We start from the raw sequence: 20,033 nt of genomic DNA on the forward strand, positions 1-20,033 counted from the left end.
GGGCCCGGTGTGGCTGCCTGCCGAGCGCCCTGCCATGTGCCTCGCCGTGCGCCCCGCCATGTGCCCCGGCGTGGGGCCCGGCGTCGGGCTCGGCATGCGGCCCGGCACGCGGACGGGCGCGTCAGGCGCTGAAGAACTCCGCCAGCACCGGAGCGAGCACCTGCGGCTCCACCATGTGGTTCTGGTCCTCCAGGACGCGGTACACACCCTGGGGGGCCGACTCCGCGATCGCCTCGGCGGCCCTGCGCAGCCATTCGGGGCTCGCGCCGCCCGCGACGGCCAGCACGGGGACGCCGATCGAGGCGAGCCGGTCGCGCGGCACCAGCCCGTCGCCCATCACGGCGTCGTCGTACGCGAGGGTCGGCGCGATCGCCTCCATGCCGGCCCACATGGGGGACCGGCGGGCGTTCGCGATCATCTCCGGCGCCAGACCGGTGAGCCGGAGGAACAGCTCGACCGCGTCCCCGCGCCGCCCCTGGGCCAGGGCCTCGCCGAGATTCCGGGTGTACTCCGCGCGTTCCTGCGCGCCGCCCCCGTAGTCGGCGAACGGCGCCTCGTAGACGGCGGCCCGACGGACCGCCAGACCGCTCGCGGCCGCCTCCAGCACCAGCGCGCCGCCCGACGAGACGCCGTACAGCGCCGCCTCACCGCCCGCCGCCTCGATGAGCGCCGCGAGGTCCTCCACCTCGCGGGCCACCGCGTACGGGGCCGTGTCACCGCTGGCGCCGCGGCCCCGGCGGTCGTACACGATGACGCCGAAGCGGTCCGAGAGGTGCGCGGCCAGGTGCGCCACCGTGGCGCCCGTGGACATCGCACCGCTCACGAGGACGACCGCCGGGCCCTGTCCGGTGCGTCGGTACGCGAGGGGGGTGCCGTCGCGGGAGATGATCTGCTTGTCCATGCCAGTGAAGACTGCCGCAGAGCCCGGCGTTCATCGGTCACGACACTTCTGCTTCGTAGAAGCAGAAGTGGTCCTTGATCCGGGCGACGTCCGGCTCGGGCTCGGGATACGCCCAGACGAGGTCGGGCGTATCCGGCAGGGACCAGTACGAGGCGGTCCCCTTGAAGGGGCAGTGCGTGTGGGTGTCCGACGGGGTCAGAAGGTCCAGGCGCACGTCCTCGGCGGGGATGTAGTACCGCTCGGGACAGCCGGTCTCGCGCAGCACGAGCGGCCGGTCGCTCTCCGCCAGGACCTGTCCGCCGTGCACCACGCGCACGTGCCGGTCGCTCTGCTCGATGGTGATGGTGTGTCCTTGGGTCATACCGGAAAAGCACTCGCGGCGCCCCGGTTCTTCCCGCGTACGGTGGCGGCATGAACATCTGCGTCTTCCTCTCCGCCGCCGACCTCGCCCCCCACTACACCCGGCCCGCCCGGGAGTTCGGGGAACTGCTGGGCAAGGGCGGTCACACCCTGGTCTGGGGCGGCTCCGACGTCGGACTGATGAAGGTGGTGGCCGACGGGGTGGAGGAGTCGGGCGGCAGGCTCGTGGGCGTCTCCGTCGGCTTCCTCGCCCACAAGGCGCGGGCCGGCGCGCACGAGATGGTGATCGCGCGGGACCTCGCCGAGCGGAAGGCGCTGCTGCTGGAGAAGGCCGACGGGGTGCTCGTCATGGTCGGCGGCACCGGGACGCTGGACGAGGCCACGGAGATCCTGGAGCTCAAGAAGCACGGCAGGGCGGACAAGCCGGTGGTGCTCCTGAACACGGCGGGCTTCTACGACGGCCTGCGGGAGCAGTTCCGCCGTATGGAGGACGAGGGCTTCCTGCCGAGGCCGCTCGCGGACCTGGTGTTCTTCGCGCAGGAGCCGGTGGGCGCCCTGGCGTACCTGGAGGAGGCGCTCGGAATCCGCTAGCGCGGTGGTGCGAGCATGGCGCACATGGCTACTCATGTGATCACCGGGGCGGGCTCCGGAATCGGCGCGGCCGTCGCCCGCCGCCTGCACGCCCGCGGGGACGACCTCGTGCTGCACGCGCGTGACGCGGGGCGGGCGAAGGAACTGGCGGCCGAGTTCCCCGGGGCGCACACCCTGGTGGGCGATCTCGCGGATCCGGACAAGCTGTCCTGGGCGTTCTCCCTCCAGACCCTGCCCGACCGGGTGGACTCCCTCCTGCACATCGCGGGCGTGGTCGACCTGGGCCGGGTGGGCGAGCTGACCCCGAAGTCCTGGCGCCACCAGCTCAACGTCAATCTGATCGCCCCCGCCGAGCTGACCCGCCACTTCCTGCCGCAGCTCCGTACCGCGCGCGGCCACGTCGTGTTCGTGAACTCGGGCGCGGGCCTGAACGCGCACGCGGAGTGGTCGGCGTACGCGGCCTCCAAGCACGGTCTGAAGGCCCTCGCGGACTCCCTGCGCCACGAGGAGCATCCGAACGGCGTCCGCGTCACCTCGGTCTACCCCGGCCGCACGGCGAGCCCGATGCAGGCCAGGGTCCACCGCCAGGAGGGCAAGGAGTACGACCCGTCCCGCTGGATCGACCCGGAGTCGGTGGCGACGGCGATCCTGATGTGCCTGGACCTGCCGGGGGACGCCGAGGTCAACGACCTGACGGTACGGCCGGGGCACTGACCCCCGCCGGGCCGTTCCGTAGGCTGCCCAGGTGAGTGAAAACAGCGAGTTCACCTTCGGCGCCGCCACCGGCGTCGGGTCCCTGCCCGGCGGCGACGCGCGGGAGGCGGCCAAGACCGCCACCGGGAGCTTCGAGGACTTCCCGTTCCTCGCCGAACTGCCCGCCCGGGGGCCCGGCGCGGACATGATCGGGCGCACGGCCGGCCTGCTCGTCGACCTGTACGCGCGCGTGGAGCCCAGCGGCTGGCGGTTCGGGGACCGGCCGGGGCGGGACACCAAGCGGGCCCGCTCCTGGCTCGGCGAGGACCTCGACGCGCTGGAGGAGTTCACCCAGGGGTACGAGGGGCCGCTGAAGGTGCAGGCGGTGGGGCCGTGGACGCTGGCCGCCGGCCTGGAGCTGAGGAACGGTGAGGCGGCGCTGTCGGACCCGGGTGCCTGCCGCGACCTCGCCGGGTCGCTCGCCGAGGGCCTGCGGCTCCATCTCGACGAGGTGCGGCGGCGCGTGCCCGGAGCCCGGCTCGTGCTGCAGCTCGACGAGCCGTCGCTCACGGCGGTGCTGCGCGGGCAGGTGAGGTCCGCGAGCGGTTACCGGACCCACCGGGCCGTCGACCGGCAGGTCGTGGAGGCCACGCTGCGGGACCTCGTCGGGGTGCACTCCGGCGGCCCGGTCGTGATCCACTCCTGCGCGCCGGACGTCCCGTTCGCGCTCCTGCGCAGGGCGGGCGCGGCCGCGGTCTCCTTCGACCTCTCGATCGTCACCGAGCGTGACGAGGAGGCGATCGGGGAGGCCGTGGAAGGGGGTACCCGGCTCTTCGCCGGAGTGGTGCCGAGCACGGACGCCCCGTTGTCAGACCCGGCCGGTAGCGTCATGGGTGTCAGGACGCTGTGGCGCAGGCTGGGCCTGCGTCCGGGGCTTCTCGCGGACGCGGTCACCATCACGCCGACGTGCGGGCTCGCGGGCGCTTCCCCGGACTACGCGCGCAGGGCGCTCGCCCACTGCGTCCGGGCGGCGAGATCCCTCGCGGACAACCCAGAGTGACGGGAGGACGACACGGTGGCCGGCGACAAGCAAGCGGAGACGACGGTGCCCGCCGAGGCACGGGAGCAGCACGCGCAGCTCGCTGAGCAGATCGAGGAGCACCGCTTCCGGTACTACGTGAAGGACGCTCCCGTCATCAGCGACGCGGAGTTCGACCGGCTCCTGCGCTCCCTGGAAGCTCTCGAGGAGCGGTATCCCGGGCTGCGCACCCCCGATTCGCCGACCCAGAAGGTCGCCAGGGCCTACGCGACGGACTTCACCGCCGTCGAGCACCGGCAGCGCATGCTCTCCCTGGACAACGCGTTCGACGACGAGGAGCTGGCCGCCTGGGCGGACCGGGTCGCCAAGGAGACCGGCACCTCCGCGTACCACTTCCTGTGCGAGCTGAAGGTCGACGGCCTCGCGGTCAACCTCACCTACGAGCACGGCCGCCTCACCCGCGCGGCGACCCGCGGCGACGGCCGCACCGGCGAGGACATCACCCCCAACGTCCGTACGATCGCGGAGATCCCGGACCGCCTGCGCGGCCACCGCGTCCCCGATCTGGTCGAGATCAGGGGCGAGGTGTACTTCCCGATGGAGGAGTTCGACAAGCTCAACGCCCGCCTGGTGGCGGGCGGCGACAAGCCCTTCGCCAACCCGCGCAACGCGGCGGCGGGTTCCCTGCGCCAGAAGGATCCGCGCGTCACGGCCACCCGGCCGCTGCACATGGTGGTGCACGGCATCGGCGCCCTGGCGGGCCTCGACGGCGCCGCCCGCCTCTCCGAGGTGTACGAACTGCTGCACTCCTGGGGCCTGCCCACCGCCCGGCACAACAGGGTGGTCGACGACCTCGCCGGCGTACGGGAGTTCATCGCGTACTACGGCGAGCACCGCCACTCCGTGGAGCACGAGATCGACGGGGTGGTGGTGAAGCTCGACGAGATCCCGCTCCAGGGCCGCCTCGGCTCCACCTCACGCGCCCCGCGCTGGGCGATCGCGTACAAGTACGCGCCGGAAGAGGTGAACACGAAGCTCGTCAACATCCGCGTGGGCGTGGGCCGCACGGGCCGGGTCACACCGTACGCGCAGGTCGAGCCGGTCACGGTCGCGGGCTCGGAGGTCGAGTTCGCCACCCTGCACAACCAGGACGTCGTCAAGGCCAAGGGCGTGCTCATCGGCGACACGGTGGTGCTGCGCAAGGCCGGTGACGTCATTCCGGAGATCCTCGGCCCGGTCGTCGATCTGCGCGACGGCACGGAGCGCGAGTTCGTGATGCCGTCCGAGTGCCCCGAGTGCGGCACGCCGCTGCGGCCCATGAAGGAGGGCGACGTCGACCTCCGCTGCCCGAACGCGCGCACGTGCCCCGCCCAGTTGCGTGAGCGGCTGTTCTACCTGGCGGGCCGCAAGGCACTGGACATCGAGCACTTCGGGTACGTGGCCGCGGCGGCCCTCACCAGGCCCCTGGAGCCCGCCGAGCCGCCGCTGAAGGACGAGGGCGACCTGTTCGACCTCACCGTCGACCGGCTGCTGCCCATCAAGGCGTACGTCCTGGACCAGGACAGCGGCCTGCCCAAGCGCGACCCGAAGACCGGCGAGGAGAAGATCGCCACGGTCTTCGCCAACCAGCAGGGCGAGCCCAGGAAGAACGCGATCGCGATGCTGGAGAACATCGCGGCCGCCAAGGAGTGCCCCCTCGCGCGCGTCCTGACCGGACTGTCGATCCGTCATGTCGGCCCGGTCGCTGCGGAGGCGCTGGCCCGCGCCTTCCGCTCGATCGACCGCATCGATCAGGCCACCCAGGAGGAGCTGAGGAACACGGACGGCGTGGGGGAGATCGTCGCACGCTCCGTCAAGGAGTGGTTCGCCGAGGACTGGCACCGCGACATCATCCGCAAGTGGAGGGCCGCGGGCGTCCGCATGGAGGAGGAGGGCTCCGGCGAGGACGAGGGGCCGCGCCCGCTGGAGGGCCTCACGGTCGTCGTCACCGGAACGCTCGCGCAGTACACGCGCGACGGCGCCAAGGAGGCGCTGCAGAGCCGCGGGGCGAAGGTCACCGGTTCGGTGTCCAAGAAGACGTCGTTCGTCGTGGTCGGCGAGAACCCGGGGTCGAAGCACGACAAGGCGGTCCAGTTGAAGGTCCCGGTGCTCGACGAGGACGGTTTCGCCGTGCTGCTGGAGCGAGGACCGCAAGCGGCGGCGGACGTCGCGCTTCGGGCCGGGGAGTAGGGGGCGAAGATCACCCGTTCGGCGCATATCGGATGCATAGGGGTGACCGGGGCGCATTCGGGCAACCGTCGACGACCGCTGCCCGTGGACGCGTTCCGCGGCCTACTGTTGAGATGTGCGCCTGCCGTGCCCGGTCGCGTGGTGGGTTTTCAGACGCGGTGCCGTTGACGGTTCGTCGGGCAGCGGGCCGTGTGGCGTGGGCACCGCCGGCTGTGAGAGGGACGGGAATGGAACCGACCGAGAGCGTCGCCTCGGACTCACGGCTGCGCCTGCGCCGGATGACCGGCGTCTGGCGGGCGGGCCGCCGGGCGGTGCGGCTGCCGGCGCGTGTGGCCGCGGGCGGCCGCGGCGCCGTGCCGGGCACCGTCTCCGGGGTCACTCCCGCACCCCGTGCCGCCCCCGGCACCGCTGCGGCGCTCGGAAGCGCCCCAATCGGCGGGCCCCTGCAGGGCGTCGCCCTGTGCCCCGGGGACATCGTCACCGGCCGCGCGCCGGCCCTGCCCGGTCACGACGGCGAGCGGCACATGTCGTGGCCCGCGCTGCCCGCGGCGGTCGTCGCGTCCGCCGGGTTCGTCCTCGGCGCCGGCTTCTATCGCGCGTTCGGCGGACAGCACGCGCTCTTCCCGTGCGGCACCGTCGGCTGGTCCCTGGCCGTCCTCACCGGCATCATCGTCGGCCACCTCGTCGCGCTCGGCCGCGCCCGCTGGTGGGGCGGCACCGGTTCCGGCGCCGCCCTGACCCTCGCCGTCCTGCTGCTGTACGGCTGGGTGCCCGCCGGCATGGTCAGCCTCACCGTCGTCGTCCTGGTCGGCATCGCCCGGCTGGGCCGCTGGCGGCAGGGCATCCTGCACGGCGCGGTCGACATCCTCGGCATCGGGGCCGGGGCCCTCGTCCTGGCCGCCTTCGGGAACGTCCCGACCGTCGAGACGCCCTGGAATCCGCAGAGCTGGACCGTCTACGCCGCCCCCGAGGTGGTCCTCGTCGCCACCGCCTACCTCGCGGTCACCCGGGTGCTGCTGTGGTACCTGCACGCGCCCCGCTCCGGCGGGCTGCCCACCGTCGCCCGCACCGCGCTGGTCCGGCAGGGGCTCGTGGCCGTCGCGCTGCTCGGCATCGCGCCGCTGATCTGCGTCGTCGCGGTGGCGCTCCCCGTCCTGCTGCCGCTGTTCGCGATCCCCCTCATCGCCCTCGACTCCACCCTGTGGATCGCCCGCGCCCGGGCCGAGGAGCAGCTGCGCGACCCGCTGACCGGGCTGCCCAACCGGCAGTGGCTGCTGGAGCGCACCTGGACGGCCCTGGACGACGCGGAGCGGGTCGGGGCCCGTGCCGCCCTGATGCTGATCGACCTCGACCGCTTCCGGTCGGTGAACGACACCCTCGGCCACCTCGCCGGCGACCGGCTGCTCCTGCAGATCGCCGACCGGCTGCGGCTGGCGCTGCCCCGCGGCGCGGAGGCGGCGCGCCTGGGAGGGGACGAGTTCGCGGTGTTACTGCCGGTCGCGGACTCCACCACGTCCGCGTCCCGGGCGGCCCGCAACCTGGTCGCGGCGCTCGGTTCGCCGCTCGACCTCGACGGGCTCACGCTCGTCCTCGAGGCCAGCGCCGGCGTCGCGGTCTTCCCCGACCACGCGCTCGACGCGGAGGGGCTGCTGCAGCGGGCGGACGTCGCGATGTACCAGGCGAAGCGGGACCGCACGGGCGTGGAGGTGTACGAGTCCAAGCGGGACTCCAACACACCGGACCGGCTCGGTCTGCTCGGGGATCTGCGGCGCGCCCTGGACGCGCACGAGGTCCAGCTGCACTACCAGCCGAAGGTCCGCTTCGACGGGAAGGTCGCCGGCCTCGAAGCACTCGTACGGTGGGTGCACCCCGAGCGGGGCAAGGTGCCGCCGGACGAGTTCATCGCGATCGCCGAGTCCTCCGGGCTGATGCCGCATCTGACGGAGTACGTGCTGGAGACGGCGCTCGGCCAGGTGGCGCGGTGGCGGGCACAGGGCCTGGAGGTGCCGGTGGCCGTGAACGTCTCACCGCGGGATGTGCACACGCCGGGCTTCGCGGGCTCGGTGGCCGCGCGGCTGGCCCGGCACGGGGTGCCCGCGGGAGCGCTGCAGCTGGAGATCACCGAGCATGTGCTCCTGGAGGACCCCCAGCGGGCGGCCGACACGCTCGCCGGGCTGGCCGGGCACGGCGTGAAGATGTCCCTGGACGACTTCGGCACGGGGTATTCGTCGCTGGTGCATCTGCGGCGGCTGCCCGTGAGCGAGCTGAAGATCGACCGCTCGTTCGTGGCACGGCTCGCGGTGGACGCGGAGGACGCGGAGATCGTGCGCTGCACCGTGGACCTCGCGCACTCGCTGGGCCTGCTCGTCGTCGCGGAGGGAGTCGAGGACGACGAGACCTGGGAGCACCTGCGCGACCTGGGCTGCGACGCCGTGCAGGGGTGGCTGGTCGCCGCCGCGATGCCGGCCGAGGAGACCACGGCATGGCTGCTGGCCCGTGGCTCCCGCGGATGGCAGCGCCCCAGGGCCGCACTGCCTGCGGCCGCCGCGGACGACCAGGGGCGGCTCGGCTAGCACGCCCGGAGGGCGCGCCCGCGCGTGATCGGCTCCCCCCCGGCGAGGTGCCCGGCCGGCAGGGCGAGCCGGCGCTCACGGGCCTGGGCCGGGAGGCGTCCGCCGCGCATGCGGGACGACCGCCCGGAAGGAACGCCCGGAACCAGACAGGGAGCCGTGCCATGTCGCTGATCGTCCCGCAGTTCGACTCGACCGTGATCGTCCGTGACGCCGAGGCCGAGGTGGTCGGCCGCGCCCCCGTCACCATCCGGCTGCTGGCCGACAGCAGCCGGACCGGCGGGGCGCTGTCCACCCAGCGCATCACGCTCACAGGGGGCGCGGACGGCGCCCGACCGCACTGGCACGACAACTCCGCCGAGATGTTCTTCATGCTCGACGGGGCCGCCGAACTCCTCTCCGGCGAGGAGATCGTCACCGCCGGGCCCGGCGACCTCGTCGTCGTCCCGCCCGGCATGCCGCACGCCTTCGCCGCCGTGCCCGGGGCCGACGCCGACATCCTCGTCGTGATCACTCCGGGCGTCGAGCGCTTCGAGTACTTCCGCCATCTGCAGCGCGTGGCCCTCGGCGAGGTGACCCCGGAGAGCCTGCTGGAGGTGCAGGAGCTGTACGACAACCACTTCCTGCGCAGCGCCGCCTGGGAGGGGCGCCGCTGAGGGGCGGAGCGGGGGAAACCGTTTCACGGGCACGGGGCCCGGACCCATAGGATTGGGCCAAACCACACACACTCACCCCAGAGGATCGCTGCATGCCTGGCATCACGCGCGAGGAGGTCGCCCACCTCGCCCGGCTGGCGCGTCTGGAGCTGAAGCCCGAAGAGCTCGACCACTTCGCCGGCCAGCTCGACGACATCATCGGCGCGGTCGCCCGCGTCAGCGAGGTCGCCGACCAAGACGTACCGCCGACCTCCCACCCGCTGCCGCTGACCAATGTCATGCGCCCGGACGAGGTCCGTCCCTCGCTCACCCCCGAGCAGGCGCTGTCCGGCGCCCCGGCCCAGGAGCAGCAGCGTTTCAAGGTGCCGCAGATCCTGGGGGAGGAGTAACCCGCCATGACGGACAAGAACAGCATCATCCGGCTCACCGCCGCCGAGACGGCCGCGAAGATCGCGTCCGGCGAGCTCACCGCCGTCGAGGTCGCCGAGGCACACCTCGCCCGGATCGAGGCCGTCGACGAGAAGGTGCGCGCCTTCCTGCACGTCGACCGCGAGGGTGCCCTCGCACAGGCCCGCGCCGTCGACGACAAGCGCGAGCGCGGTGAGGAACTGGGCCCGCTCGCCGGTGTGCCCCTCGCGCTGAAGGACATCTTCACCACCGAGGGCGTGCCCACCACCGCCGGGTCCAGGATCCTGGAGGGCTGGATCCCGCCGTACGACGCCACCGTCACCCAGCGGCTGAAGGCCGCCGACGTCGTCATCCTCGGCAAGACCAACATGGACGAGTTCGCCATGGGGTCCTCCACCGAGAACAGCGCCTTCGGCCCGACCGGCAACCCCTGGGACCTCACCCGCATCCCCGGCGGCTCCGGGGGCGGTTCGAGCGCCGCGCTCGCCTCCTTCCAGGCCCCCCTGGCCATCGGCACCGACACCGGCGGTTCCATCCGGCAGCCCGCCGCCGTCACCGGCACGGTGGGCGTCAAGCCGACGTACGGCGGCGTCTCCCGCTACGGCATGGTCGCCTTCAGCAGCAGCCTCGACCAGGGCGGCCCCTGTGCCCGCACGGTCCTGGACGCCGCCCTGCTGCACGAGGTCATCGCCGGGCACGACCCGCTCGACTCCACCTCCATCGACGCTCCCGTCCCGCCGGTCGTCGAGGCGGCGCGCAACGGCAGCGTGGCCGGCATGCGCGTCGGCGTCGTCAAGCAGTTCCGCGGCGAGGGCTACCAGGCCGGTGTGCTGCAGCGCTTCGACGAGACGGTCGCCCTCCTCAGGGAACTGGGCGCCGAGATCGTCGAGCTGGACTGCCCCTCGTTCGACCTGGCGCTCGCCGCGTACTACCTGATCGCCCCGAGCGAGTGCTCCAGCAACCTGGCGCGCTTCGACGGACTGCGCTACGGCCTGCGCGTCGGCGACGACGGCACGCACTCCGCGGAGGAGGTCACCTCCGTCACCCGCGAGGCGGGCTTCGGCCCCGAGGTCAAGCGCCGCATCATGCTCGGCACGTACGCCCTCAGCTCCGGCTACTACGACGCGTACTACGGCTCCGCGCAGAAGGTCCGCACGCTCATCACCCGCGACTTCGAGAAGTCGTTCGAGCAGGTCGATGTGATCGTGTCGCCCACGACGCCCACCACCGCCTTCCCGATCGGCGAGCGCGCCGACGACCCGATGGCGATGTACCTGGCGGACCTGTGCACCATCCCGGTCAACCTGGCGGGCAACGCCGCGATGTCGCTGCCCTGCGGCCTCGCTCCGGAGGACAACCTCCCGGTCGGGCTGCAGATCATCGCCCCGGCGATGAAGGACGACCGGCTGTACAAGGTCGGCGCCGCCGTCGAGGCCGCCTACGTGGAACAGTGGGGGCACCCGTTGCTCGAGGAGGCTCCGTCGCTGTGAGTAAGGCACTGTCCAAGGCCAAGGGCTTCAAGAAGTCCAAGTCCGGTACGTACCTGTCCATGGCCACCACCGCGTTCGGCGCGATCAGTGTCGCGAAGCAGGTCAAGAAGGCCCGCCTCGAACACGACACGCTGCGCCTGATCGACGCCGCCGTGTCCGCCGCCGCCATCGTCACCGGCCTCGCCATCCTCTACCGCGAGCTGAAGCGCCTGGGCGACGACGACGTCCTGCTGGGCTGAGAGGGAAGTTTCACCGTGACCACCATGACCGACCTGGTGTCGTACGAGGACGCGCTGGCGTCGTACGACCCCGTCATGGGCCTTGAGGTCCATGTCGAACTCGGCACCAGGACCAAGATGTTCTGCGGCTGCTCCACGGCGCTGGGCGCCGAGCCGAACTCGCAGACCTGTCCCACCTGCCTCGGCCTGCCCGGCTCGCTCCCGGTCGTCAACGCGACCGGCGTGGAGTCCGCGATCCGCATCGGCCTCGCGCTGAACTGCGAGATCGCCGAGTGGTGCCGCTTCGCCCGGAAGAACTACTTCTATCCGGACATGCCGAAGAACTTCCAGACCTCCCAGTACGACGAGCCGATCGCGTTCAACGGCTACCTCGACGTGCAGCTGGAGGACGGCGAGACCTTCCGCGTGGAGATCGAGCGTGCCCACATGGAGGAGGACACCGGGAAGTCGACGCACGTCGGCGGCGCCACCGGCCGTATCCACGGCGCCCAGCACTCGCTGCTCGACTACAACCGCGCCGGCATCCCGCTGATCGAGATCGTCACCAAGCCGATCGCCGGCGCCGGCGACCGCGCTCCCGAGGTGGCGAAGGCGTACGTCCGCGAGCTGCGCGAGCTGATCCGGGCGCTCGGCGTGTCCGAGGCCCGGATGGAGATGGGCCAGATGCGCTGCGACGTGAACCTGTCGCTGATGCCCAAGGGCTCCGCCACGTTCGGCACCCGCAGCGAGACGAAGAACGTCAACTCGCTGCGTTCCGTGGAGCGCGCCTGCCGCTACGAGATCCAGCGCCACGCCGCCGTGCTCGGCGGCGGTGGCACCGTGATCCAGGAGACCCGCCACTTCCACGAGGACACCGGCACGACCACCTCGGGCCGTGTCAAGGAGGAGGCCGAGGACTACCGCTACTTCCCCGAGCCGGACCTGGTGCCGGTCGCCCCCTCCCGTGAGTGGGTCGAGGAGCTGCGCGCCGCGCTGCCGGAGCTGCCCCTGGTGCGGCGCAGCCGGCTGCGCCAGGAGTGGGGCGTCTCGGCCACCGACATGCAGGCGATCCTCAACGCCGGCGCCCTGGACCCGATCGTCGCCACCATCGAGGCGGGTGCCGACGCGGCCTCCGCGCGCAAGTGGTGGATGGGCGAGCTCGCCCGCAACGCCAACGAGTCGGGCAAGGCCCTGGACGAGCTGGCCATCACGCCTCAGCAGGTGGCCCGGGTCGCCCAGCTCGTGGCCTCCGGCGACCTGAACGACAAGCTGGCGCGCCAGGTCATCGAGGGCGTCCTCGCGGGCGAGGGCACACCGGACGAGGTCGTCGACCGGCGCGGGCTGAAGGTGGTCTCCGACGAGGGCGCGCTGACCGCCGCCGTCGACGAGGCCATCGCCGGCAACCCGGCCGTCGCGGACAAGATCCGCGGCGGCAAGGTCGCCGCGGCCGGCGCCCTGGTCGGCGCGGTCATGAAGGCCACCCGCGGCCAGGCCGACGCGGCCCGCGTCAAGGAGCTGATCCTTCAGAAGCTGGGCGTCGACGAGGGCTGAGAGAGCACGGCGCAGGGCCTCGGGGGCGGTACACCGGATCCGGTGCACCGCCCCCGAGGCGTGTCCGGGGGACGCCGCACGGGACGACACGGTTGTGCCGGGGCTCCTGTGATTTGGATCCCACTCACGTGAGCGGGCCCACGAACCCGACAAACGATCGCTTCCGGATGTAACAGTGGAAGTGCATTACTCACGCGTTCTTTGCGGGCTGTTCAGTTCCACTTGCGGCTGTTCCCGGTCAAGGATGCTCAATTCGGCTCAGGGAGCACGTTCGTGGCAGCCCTTGCACGCTGGTGTGTCCGCCACCGCCTCGTCACCGTCCTGCTCTGGCTGATCGCCTTCACCGGGATCACCGTCGGCGCGTCCGTCGCGGGGTCCGCGTACTCGAACGACTACTCCGTCCCCGGCACCGAGGCCGGCCGCGCCACCCAGCTGCTCCAGGAGGGCTTCCCCGGTCTCGGCGGCGACAGCGACACCGTGGTCTGGCACACCCCTGGCGGCAGCGTGCGCGCCCCCGACGTCGAGCAGACGATGACCCGCACCCTGGACCGCATCGCGGACCTGCCGGGCGTCACCTCCGTCACCAGCCCCTACGAGGGCGGCCACAGCGGCCTGATCAGCCGGGACGGCCACACCGCCTACGCCACGGTCACCTTCCGTGAGGAGGCCCAGAACATCGGCAAGGGCGAGGCCGCGGCCGTCGTCGACACCGCCAAGGCCGCCGAGACCCACGGGCTCCAGGTCGAGCTCGGCGGCAGCGCGGTCAGCCTCACCCAGTCACAGGGCGGCCACCTCGCCGAGGCCGTCGGCGTGGCCGTCGCCGCCGTGGTCCTCTTCCTCGCCTTCGGCTCGCTCGCCGCCTCCCTGCTGCCCATCGCGACCGCCCTGATCGGGGTCGGCACCGCGTACGGCGGCATCGGACTGCTCGGGCACGCGATGACCGTCGCCGACTTCGCTCCGATGCTCGGCCTGCTGATCGGGCTCGGCGTCGGCATCGACTACGCCCTGTTCATCGTGACCCGGCACCGCCGCAACCTGAAGCGCGGCACCCCGGTCACCGAGGCGGCCGTGGGCGCCGTCGCCACCACCGGACGCGCCGTGGTCTTCGCGGGTGCCACCGTGTGCATCGCGCTGCTCGGCATGCTGATCCTGCGGCTCGGCTTCCTCAACGGTGTCGCGATCGCCGCCTGTCTGACCGTCCTGCTCACCGTCGCGGCCTCCGTGACCCTGCTGCCCGCCCTGCTGTCCTTCATCGGTCCCCGCGCCCTCAGCCGGCGCGAGCGGCGCAGGCTGGCCCTGCACGGACCCGAGCCGGAGGTGCCGGCCGGGCTGTCCGCCCGGTGGTCCGCCTTCGTCGAACGCCACCCCAAGAAGCTGGGCGCCGTCGCCGTCGCCGTCATGGCGCTGCTCGCGCTGCCCACGCTCTCCCTGCACCTGGGCACCTCCGACCAGGGCAACGACCCGAGGACGACGACCACACGGCAGGCGTACGACCTCGTCGCCGACGGCTTCGGGCCCGGCGTCAACGGCCCGCTCACCCTGGTCACCCACGTCGACGGCGCCCAGGACAAACTCGCCCTCGACAACCTCGGCGGCACGCTCACGGCCACCGAGGGCGTCGCCTCGGTCTCCCCGGCGACGTACAACAGCGGCGGCACCACGGCCTACCTCACCGTCGTACCCGACTCCGCCCCCCAGTCGCAGCAGACCAGCGACCTCGTCCAGCGCCTGCGCTCCGAGGTGCTGCCCCGCGCCGAGCAGGGCACCACGCTCGACCTGCACGTCGGCGGGATCACGGCCGGTTACGACGACTTCGCGCACGTGATCGTCGGCAAGCTGCCGCTGTTCATGGGCGTGGTGATCGGCCTGGGCTGCGTGCTGCTCCTGCTCGCCTTCCGCTCCCTCGGCATACCCCTCAAGGCCGCCGCGATGAACGTCGCCGCCGTCGCCTCCGCGTTCGGCGTCGTCGTCGCCGTCTTCCAGTGGGGGTGGGGGAGCGAGCTGCTGGGCCTCGGCCGCGCCGGGCCGATCGAGCCCTTCCTCCCCGTGATCATGGTCTCGGTGCTCTTCGGTCTCTCCATGGACTACCAGGTGTTCCTGGTCAGCCGGATGTACGAGGAATGGCTGGAGACCCGCGACAACCGGCGGGCCGTCCGCGTCGGCCTCGCCGAGACCGGCCGGGTGATCAACTCGGCGGCCGTCATCATGATCTCCGTCTTCCTCGCCTTCGTGCTCAGCGGCGACCGCGTGATCGCCATGTTCGGCATCGCCCTCGCCTCGGCCGTCGCCCTCGACGCCTTCGTGCTGCGCACGCTCCTCGTCCCCGCCCTGATGCACATGCTCGGCAGCGCGAACTGGTGGCTGCCGTCCTGGCTGGAGCGCCGGCTGCCGCGTATCAGCATCGAGCCGCCCGAGTGCCGTGCGACGATTCCGGGACGGCGCGTGGCCGAACACGTGCCGGTGGACGTACCGGTGAAGGAGCGGCAGCAGGATGTACGCGATATCCCTGGGTGACGACGGAGCGGAACTGCGCCCCCTGGAGCCCTGGCACGCCGAGGAGTTCCTGGCGCACCTCGACCGCGGGCGGGAGTTCATCAACCGGCACATCCCCTTCGGGGCGCAGGCCACGGACGCCGACTCGGCCCGGGCCGTCCTGCAGTCCTACGCCGACAAGCGTGCCGCCGACACCGGCAGCCTGCACGGCCTGTGGCTGGACGGAAAGCTGGTCGGCGGCCTCCTGTTCCGCGTGTTCGACGCGGCGGGCGGCAACTGCGAGGTCGGCTGCTGGCTGGAGCCCGCCGCGACCGGCCGGGGACTGGTGACGCGCGGCATGCGGGTGCTCATCGACTGGGCGGTTGACGAGCGCGGCATCCACCGTGTGGAGTGGTACGCGTCGTCCGCGAACGTACCGAGCGTCAACGCGGCGCGGCGGCTGGGCATGAGCCGCGACGGCGTGCTGCGGGAGAGCTATCTGTACCGCGGCGTACGCCAGGACACCGAGGTGTGGTCGGTGCTCGCGCCCGAATGGCGGGCGGCACGCGCGCGTGACGCCCGCGACGATCGTTAAGAGACCTCTCAGACAGCGTCCGTACGGTGCGAGGCATGGGAACCACAACAGTTGACGAGGCCGGGGCCGCAGACGGCGCCGCGGCGAAGAAGAACGAGAAGCCGGAGGCCGCCATGGCCGGGGAAGCGGCAGGGGCGACGGAGCCGGAGGCCGAGGGCGGCTCCGGCGGGGCCGCCGCGGAGGAGACCGCGCCGAAGGGCCCCTCCGGCGTCGGCCAGGGGGCTGGGGCGGTCGTCTCCGCCGGGCTCGGCATCGTCTCCCTGAGCGGCAGCTGGGTCGGCACGGTGGCCTCCGCGCGCGAGACCCTCGTCGGCCAGCTCCAGACGTCGTCGTCGGCGAGCGTCGCCCGGCAGGTCAAGGAGGTGTACGGCGACGCCTGGCACGCCACGGCGGTGTGGGGCGGCCTGTTCGCGCTGGCCGCGCTGATCGTGGGCGTCGTGGTGCTGGCCCGCCCGGCCTTCGGGGTGCCCGGAAAGCCGCAGCAGCCCTGGATCAAGTCGGTCGCCTGGGGCGGCGTGGCGCTCGGCCTCGTCGGCCTGTTCCTGGCCGTCCTCAAGTACACCGACGTCCTGCTCGGACTGCCGTCCGCCGGCTGAACGGTGCGGCCCCCGAGGGGGTCCTAGGCCCTCCGCCCGATGCTTAGGGAGGACCCGGGACCCACGGCGGGCGTCTAAGGCCCCGGCCGCCGCGGAAGATGCGGAAACCTCCCGATGCGGCGCACCCCCCTGGGAGACGAGGGTCGAGGCATCGCAGAACTGCGAAGCCCCGAACCTCTCCCGGAGGGACACACCATGTTGCAGTACGAGCTCCACCGGATCCGTTCCGCCGAGCTGATCCGCCAGGCGGACGCCTACCGGCTGCGCCGCGAAGCGCTCCGCCGCCGGCGCGCCGCCCGCACGACCGGGGAAGACCCCGAACCGGAGGGCCGGGCTCGGCACGGCCGCCCCCGCCTCGCCCGCGCCGCATGAACGCGCGGCCACGGGAGGACGGCGGCGCGGCCGCCGAGCCCGGCACCCTCGGCGTGGAAGCCGCCCCGGCACCGTCCGGGGCGGCCGCCGTGCCGCGCTCGGCGCCCGGGAGCAGGGCGGGACCGATCACGCCCCGGCGGGGCGGCCCGGGCACCCTGCCGGTGATATTCGGTGCCGCGTTGTCGGACCCCCGTGTCATCCTCGGGGGCGTGGAGACCAGGTCCGTCAGTCCCGTGTTCGTCGGCCGCGCCGACGAGCTCGGGGTGTTGCACGATGCGCTCGCCCGCGCCGCCGGCGGGGGCGCCGCCCGGGCGTCCGGCACGGGGGGAGAGCCGCAGGCGCTGCTCGTCGGCGGTGAGGCGGGGGTCGGCAAGACCCGGCTGATCGAGGAGTTCGCCGCCGCCGCGGCCCGCGCGGGCGCGGTCGTCGCGCTCGGCGGCTGCGTCGAGATCGGCGCCGACGGGCTGCCCTTCGCCCCGTTCTCCGCCGCCCTGCGCGCCCTGCGCCGGCAGCTCCCCGGGGAGCTCGCCGCGGCCGCCGCCGGGCAGGAGGAGGAGCTGGCCCGGCTGCTGCCCGAACTGGGCGAGGCGCGCCGCGGCCCCCGCGACGACGAGGAGGGCATGGCCCGCCTCTTCGAGCTCACCGTCCGGCTGCTCGAAAAGGTCGCCGCCCGCCGCACCGTCGTCCTCGCCCTGGAGGACCTGCACTGGGCCGACGCCTCCACCCGCAACCTCCTCGCCTATCTGGTGCGCACCCTGCGCAGCGGCCGCCTGGTCGTCGTCGCCACCTACCGCTCCGACGACATCCACCGCCGCCACCCGCTGCGCCCCCTCCTCGCCGAACTCGACCGCCTCCGCACGGTCCGCCGCATGGAACTGGCCCGGTTCACCCGCGCCGAGGTCGAACGCCAGATCGCCGGCATCCTCGCCGCCGAACCGGACGCGGCCCAGGTCGACGACATCTTCGCCCGCTCCGACGGCAACGCCTTCTTCGTGGAGGAACTGGCGGTGGCCGCCCACGAGGGCTGCTGCACGGGACTGACCGACTCCCTGCGCGACCTTCTGCTCGTCCGCGTCGAGAAGCTGCCCGAGACCGCGCAGCGCGTCGCCCGGATCGTGGCCGAGGGCGGCTCCACCGTCGAGTACCGCCTGCTCGCGGCCGTCGCCGGGCTCGCCGAGGACGACCTCATCGAGGCCCTGCGCGCGGCCGTCGGAGCCAACATCCTGCTCGCCACGCCCGACGGCGACGGCTACCGCTTCCGCCACTCCCTGGTCCGCGAGGCCGTCAGCGACGACCTGCTGCCCGGCGAACGCTCCCGCCTCAACCGGCGGTACGCCGAGGTGCTGGAGGCCGGCCCCACCCTCGTGCCGGCCGACCAGCGCGCCACCCGCCTGGCCAGCTACTGGTACCACGCGCACGACGCCGCCAAGGCCCTGCCCGCCGTCCTCCACGCCGCCGTGGAGGCCCGCCGCCGGCACGCCCACTCCGAGCAACTGCGGCTGCTGGAGCGGGCGATGGAGCTGTGGGACGTCGCCCCCGACGCCGTGCGGGCCGACCTGCGCCCCCTCGACTACGCCGAGGCGTATCCGGCCTGCGGCTGCGGCCCGGCGACCACACCCCTGAGCTATCTCGACCTGATGGCCGAGGCCGCCGTCGCCGGCCGGCTGAGCGGGCAGCGGGAACGCGCCCTGAAGATCACCAAGCGGGCCCTGCGCCTCCTGGAGGAGGAGAAGGACCCCCTGCGCGCCGCCTGGTTCTGGGTGCAGCGCTCCCGGCTGGTCCAGCACACGGCCCGCGGCGACGGCCGGCACGAGCTCACCACCGCCCAGGAACTGGTGCGCGGACTGCCGCCCTCCGAGGTGCACGCCGAGGTGCTCGCCGCGGTCGCCAACTGGTCGATGGTGCATGTCCCGGGTCCCGAGGCGGTCACGGCCGCCGAGCGCGCCGTGGAGTACGCGCGCATGGTGGACGCCCGCGACATCGAGCTGAACGCACGGCTCACCCTGGGCGGCCTGATGATCGAGTCGGGCGACATCGACACCGGGCTCGCGGAGGTGTACGAGGTCAAGGAGCAGGCGGCGGCCGCCGGCAACGCCTCCGTCACGGGGCGCGTCCATGTGAACCTGCCGTCGCACCTGGACGGCATCGGCCGCTCCCGGGAGGCACTCGAGGTGCTCCGCCAGGGGGTCGAGGTCACCCGGAACCTGGGGCTGAGGGAGTCCGAGGCATGGGTGTGGGGCAATATCGGCGAATCCCTCTTCACCCTCGGCCGGTGGGACGAGGCCGCCGAGGCGGGCGTCAACGCCGAGCGCGTCAGCAACAGCGCCGGACCCCGTGGCTTCCGGGCCGCTATCCACGCCCATCTCGCGCTCGCCCGGGGCGACCTGGCCGAGGCGGGGCGGCAACTGGTCGCCGCTCGCGGGTACTTCGGTACGCACGACGTGACGCCGCAGCACGAGCTGCCGCTGGTCCGCATCGAGATCGCCATCGCCGCGGGCGAGGGGCGCCTCGCCGACGCCCGCACCGCCCTCCGCCGTGTGCTGGCGGCCGGTTTCCCGCCGGGCACCCAGCGCTACGGCTGGCCGCTGCTGCTCACCGGAGCGGCCGCCGAGGCCGATGCCCGGGGCCTGCCCGGCGCGGAGCCGGGCCGCGCCGAGGCCCTGGAGCGGATCCGGGACACCGCCAGGACGCTCGTCGCGAACGTGCCGGTGTGGCAGGCGTACGCACGGTGGGTGCGCGCCGAGCTGATGCGCGCGGAGGGACGCGCGGACCCCGGTGCCTGGTCGGACGCCGTGACCGCGTTCGAACCCCTGGACCGCCCGTACGACCTCGCCCGTGTCCGCCACCGTCTCGCCGAGTCCCTGCTGACCGCCGGGGCCGACGAGGACGCGAGGGACCGTGCCGCGGAACTGCTGCGGCTGGCAGGCGCGGTGGCCGACCATCTGGGTGCGCGGCCGCTCGCCGAGGCGGTGGCCCTGCTGGCCCGGCGGGCCCGTCTCACGCTGACGTGTGCCGCCGGGCGGGCAGCCGTCGTCGACCCGGCCGAGTCCCTGGGGCTCACCAGCCGCGAACGGGACGTGCTGCGCCTGGTCGCGGCCGGCCACAGCAACCGCAAGATAGCCGAGGAGCTGTTCATCTCCCCGAAGACGGCCAGCGTCCATGTGTCGAACATCCTGGCGAAGCTGGGCGTCTCCGGCCGGGGCGAGGCGGCGGCACTGGCCCACCGGCTGCGGCTGTTCCCGCCCGAGACGGCCGCTGTCCAGGCGGCGGGGTAAGGCATAGGCTGTCCGGA

General features: G+C 73.1%; 17 protein-coding genes. 15 read left to right on the forward strand and 2 right to left on the reverse strand.

Features of this window, described 5'->3' with window-relative positions; all coding sequences use genetic code 11:
• Positions 1–121 precede the first annotated feature (121 nt).
• On the reverse strand, positions 122–901 hold the full coding sequence (locus tag ACZ79I_RS28260; RefSeq protein WP_471500676.1) for an alpha/beta fold hydrolase: 780 nt from the start codon (positions 899–901) through the stop codon (positions 122–124).
• Between the two features lie 37 nt (positions 902–938).
• Entirely contained in the window at positions 939–1,262 is a 324-nt protein-coding gene (locus ACZ79I_RS28265; RefSeq protein ID WP_471500678.1) for a DUF427 domain-containing protein, read from the reverse strand.
• A gap of 50 nt (positions 1,263–1,312) precedes the next feature.
• Here ACZ79I_RS28265 and ACZ79I_RS28270 point away from each other — a divergent pair, with 50 nt between their 5' ends.
• The 15 genes from ACZ79I_RS28270 (at position 1,313) to ACZ79I_RS28340 (ending at position 20,016) form a co-directional block, all read left to right on the forward strand.
• The gene (locus tag ACZ79I_RS28270; RefSeq protein ID WP_471500680.1) at positions 1,313–1,852 is read left to right on the forward strand and encodes an LOG family protein; all 540 of its coding nucleotides are present in this window, start codon (positions 1,313–1,315) and stop codon (positions 1,850–1,852) included.
• A 15-nt stretch (positions 1,853–1,867) separates the two neighbouring features.
• Positions 1,868–2,566 carry an SDR family oxidoreductase gene (locus tag ACZ79I_RS28275; RefSeq protein WP_471500682.1) on the forward strand — a complete coding sequence of 233 codons (699 nt, stop codon included), beginning with the start codon at positions 1,868–1,870 and terminating at the stop codon, positions 2,564–2,566.
• 31 nt (positions 2,567–2,597) lie between these two features.
• A complete protein-coding gene (locus tag ACZ79I_RS28280) occupies positions 2,598–3,605 on the forward strand; it encodes a methionine synthase (RefSeq protein ID WP_471500684.1) in 1,008 nt (335 codons plus the stop codon).
• 15 nt (positions 3,606–3,620) lie between these two features.
• Positions 3,621–5,813: an NAD-dependent DNA ligase LigA gene (gene ligA, locus ACZ79I_RS28285; RefSeq protein WP_471500686.1), complete on the forward strand. Its 2,193-nt coding sequence runs from the start codon at positions 3,621–3,623 to the stop codon at positions 5,811–5,813.
• Positions 5,814–6,040: 227 nt separating this feature from the next.
• Positions 6,041–8,386 carry a putative bifunctional diguanylate cyclase/phosphodiesterase gene (locus tag ACZ79I_RS28290; RefSeq protein WP_471500688.1) on the forward strand — a complete coding sequence of 782 codons (2,346 nt, stop codon included), beginning with the start codon at positions 6,041–6,043 and terminating at the stop codon, positions 8,384–8,386.
• Between the two features lie 161 nt (positions 8,387–8,547).
• On the forward strand, positions 8,548–9,039 hold the full coding sequence (locus ACZ79I_RS28295) for a cupin domain-containing protein (RefSeq protein ID WP_471500690.1): 492 nt from the start codon (positions 8,548–8,550) through the stop codon (positions 9,037–9,039).
• Between the two features lie 92 nt (positions 9,040–9,131).
• Positions 9,132–9,428: an Asp-tRNA(Asn)/Glu-tRNA(Gln) amidotransferase subunit GatC gene (gatC, locus tag ACZ79I_RS28300; protein ID WP_004925108.1), complete on the forward strand. Its 297-nt coding sequence runs from the start codon at positions 9,132–9,134 to the stop codon at positions 9,426–9,428.
• Positions 9,429–9,434: 6 nt separating this feature from the next.
• The gene (gene gatA / locus ACZ79I_RS28305) at positions 9,435–10,937 is read left to right on the forward strand and encodes an Asp-tRNA(Asn)/Glu-tRNA(Gln) amidotransferase subunit GatA (protein WP_471500692.1); all 1,503 of its coding nucleotides are present in this window, start codon (positions 9,435–9,437) and stop codon (positions 10,935–10,937) included.
• Positions 10,934–11,176 carry a hypothetical protein gene (locus ACZ79I_RS28310; protein ID WP_471500694.1) on the forward strand — a complete coding sequence of 81 codons (243 nt, stop codon included), beginning with the start codon at positions 10,934–10,936 and terminating at the stop codon, positions 11,174–11,176. The genes gatA and ACZ79I_RS28310 overlap by 4 nt, the downstream gene beginning before the upstream one ends.
• 15 nt (positions 11,177–11,191) lie before the next feature.
• Positions 11,192–12,706, forward strand: coding sequence for an Asp-tRNA(Asn)/Glu-tRNA(Gln) amidotransferase subunit GatB (gene gatB, locus ACZ79I_RS28315; RefSeq protein ID WP_471500696.1), 1,515 nt, complete (start codon positions 11,192–11,194; stop codon positions 12,704–12,706).
• 273 nt (positions 12,707–12,979) lie between these two features.
• Entirely contained in the window at positions 12,980–15,220 is a 2,241-nt protein-coding gene (locus tag ACZ79I_RS28320; RefSeq protein WP_471500698.1) for an MMPL family transporter, read from the forward strand.
• A complete protein-coding gene (locus tag ACZ79I_RS28325; protein ID WP_471500700.1) occupies positions 15,198–15,773 on the forward strand; it encodes a GNAT family N-acetyltransferase in 576 nt (191 codons plus the stop codon). Before ACZ79I_RS28320 ends, ACZ79I_RS28325 begins: the two co-directional genes overlap by 23 nt.
• A gap of 35 nt (positions 15,774–15,808) precedes the next feature.
• Complete coding sequence (locus ACZ79I_RS28330) at positions 15,809–16,369, forward strand: hypothetical protein (protein ID WP_471500702.1); 561 nt, start codon at positions 15,809–15,811, stop codon at positions 16,367–16,369.
• 195 nt (positions 16,370–16,564) lie between these two features.
• The gene (locus tag ACZ79I_RS28335; protein WP_471500704.1) at positions 16,565–16,741 is read left to right on the forward strand and encodes a hypothetical protein; all 177 of its coding nucleotides are present in this window, start codon (positions 16,565–16,567) and stop codon (positions 16,739–16,741) included.
• A gap of 197 nt (positions 16,742–16,938) precedes the next feature.
• Positions 16,939–20,016 carry a helix-turn-helix transcriptional regulator gene (locus ACZ79I_RS28340; RefSeq protein ID WP_471505290.1) on the forward strand — a complete coding sequence of 1,026 codons (3,078 nt, stop codon included), beginning with the start codon at positions 16,939–16,941 and terminating at the stop codon, positions 20,014–20,016.
• Positions 20,017–20,033 lie beyond the last annotated feature (17 nt).

The sequence above is a fragment of the Streptomyces sp. PSU-S4-23 genome (assembly GCF_055632315.1).

Coding starts and splice junctions, on each gene's coding strand:
- ACZ79I_RS28265 (WP_471500678.1), bottom strand. CDS start 1,262: ATGACCCAAGGACACACCATCACCATCGAGCAGAGCGACCGGCACGTG.
- ACZ79I_RS28330 (WP_471500702.1), top strand. CDS start 15,809: ATGGGAACCACAACAGTTGACGAGGCCGGGGCCGCAGACGGCGCCGCG.
- gatA (WP_471500692.1), top strand. CDS start 9,435: ATGACGGACAAGAACAGCATCATCCGGCTCACCGCCGCCGAGACGGCC.
- ACZ79I_RS28335 (WP_471500704.1), top strand. CDS start 16,565: ATGTTGCAGTACGAGCTCCACCGGATCCGTTCCGCCGAGCTGATCCGC.
- ACZ79I_RS28270 (WP_471500680.1), top strand. CDS start 1,313: ATGAACATCTGCGTCTTCCTCTCCGCCGCCGACCTCGCCCCCCACTAC.
- ACZ79I_RS28295 (WP_471500690.1), top strand. CDS start 8,548: ATGTCGCTGATCGTCCCGCAGTTCGACTCGACCGTGATCGTCCGTGAC.
- ACZ79I_RS28290 (WP_471500688.1), top strand. CDS start 6,041: ATGGAACCGACCGAGAGCGTCGCCTCGGACTCACGGCTGCGCCTGCGC.
- ACZ79I_RS28260 (WP_471500676.1), bottom strand. CDS start 901: ATGGACAAGCAGATCATCTCCCGCGACGGCACCCCCCTCGCGTACCGA.
- gatC (WP_004925108.1), top strand. CDS start 9,132: ATGCCTGGCATCACGCGCGAGGAGGTCGCCCACCTCGCCCGGCTGGCG.
- ACZ79I_RS28275 (WP_471500682.1), top strand. CDS start 1,868: ATGGCGCACATGGCTACTCATGTGATCACCGGGGCGGGCTCCGGAATC.
- ACZ79I_RS28325 (WP_471500700.1), top strand. CDS start 15,198: ATGTACGCGATATCCCTGGGTGACGACGGAGCGGAACTGCGCCCCCTG.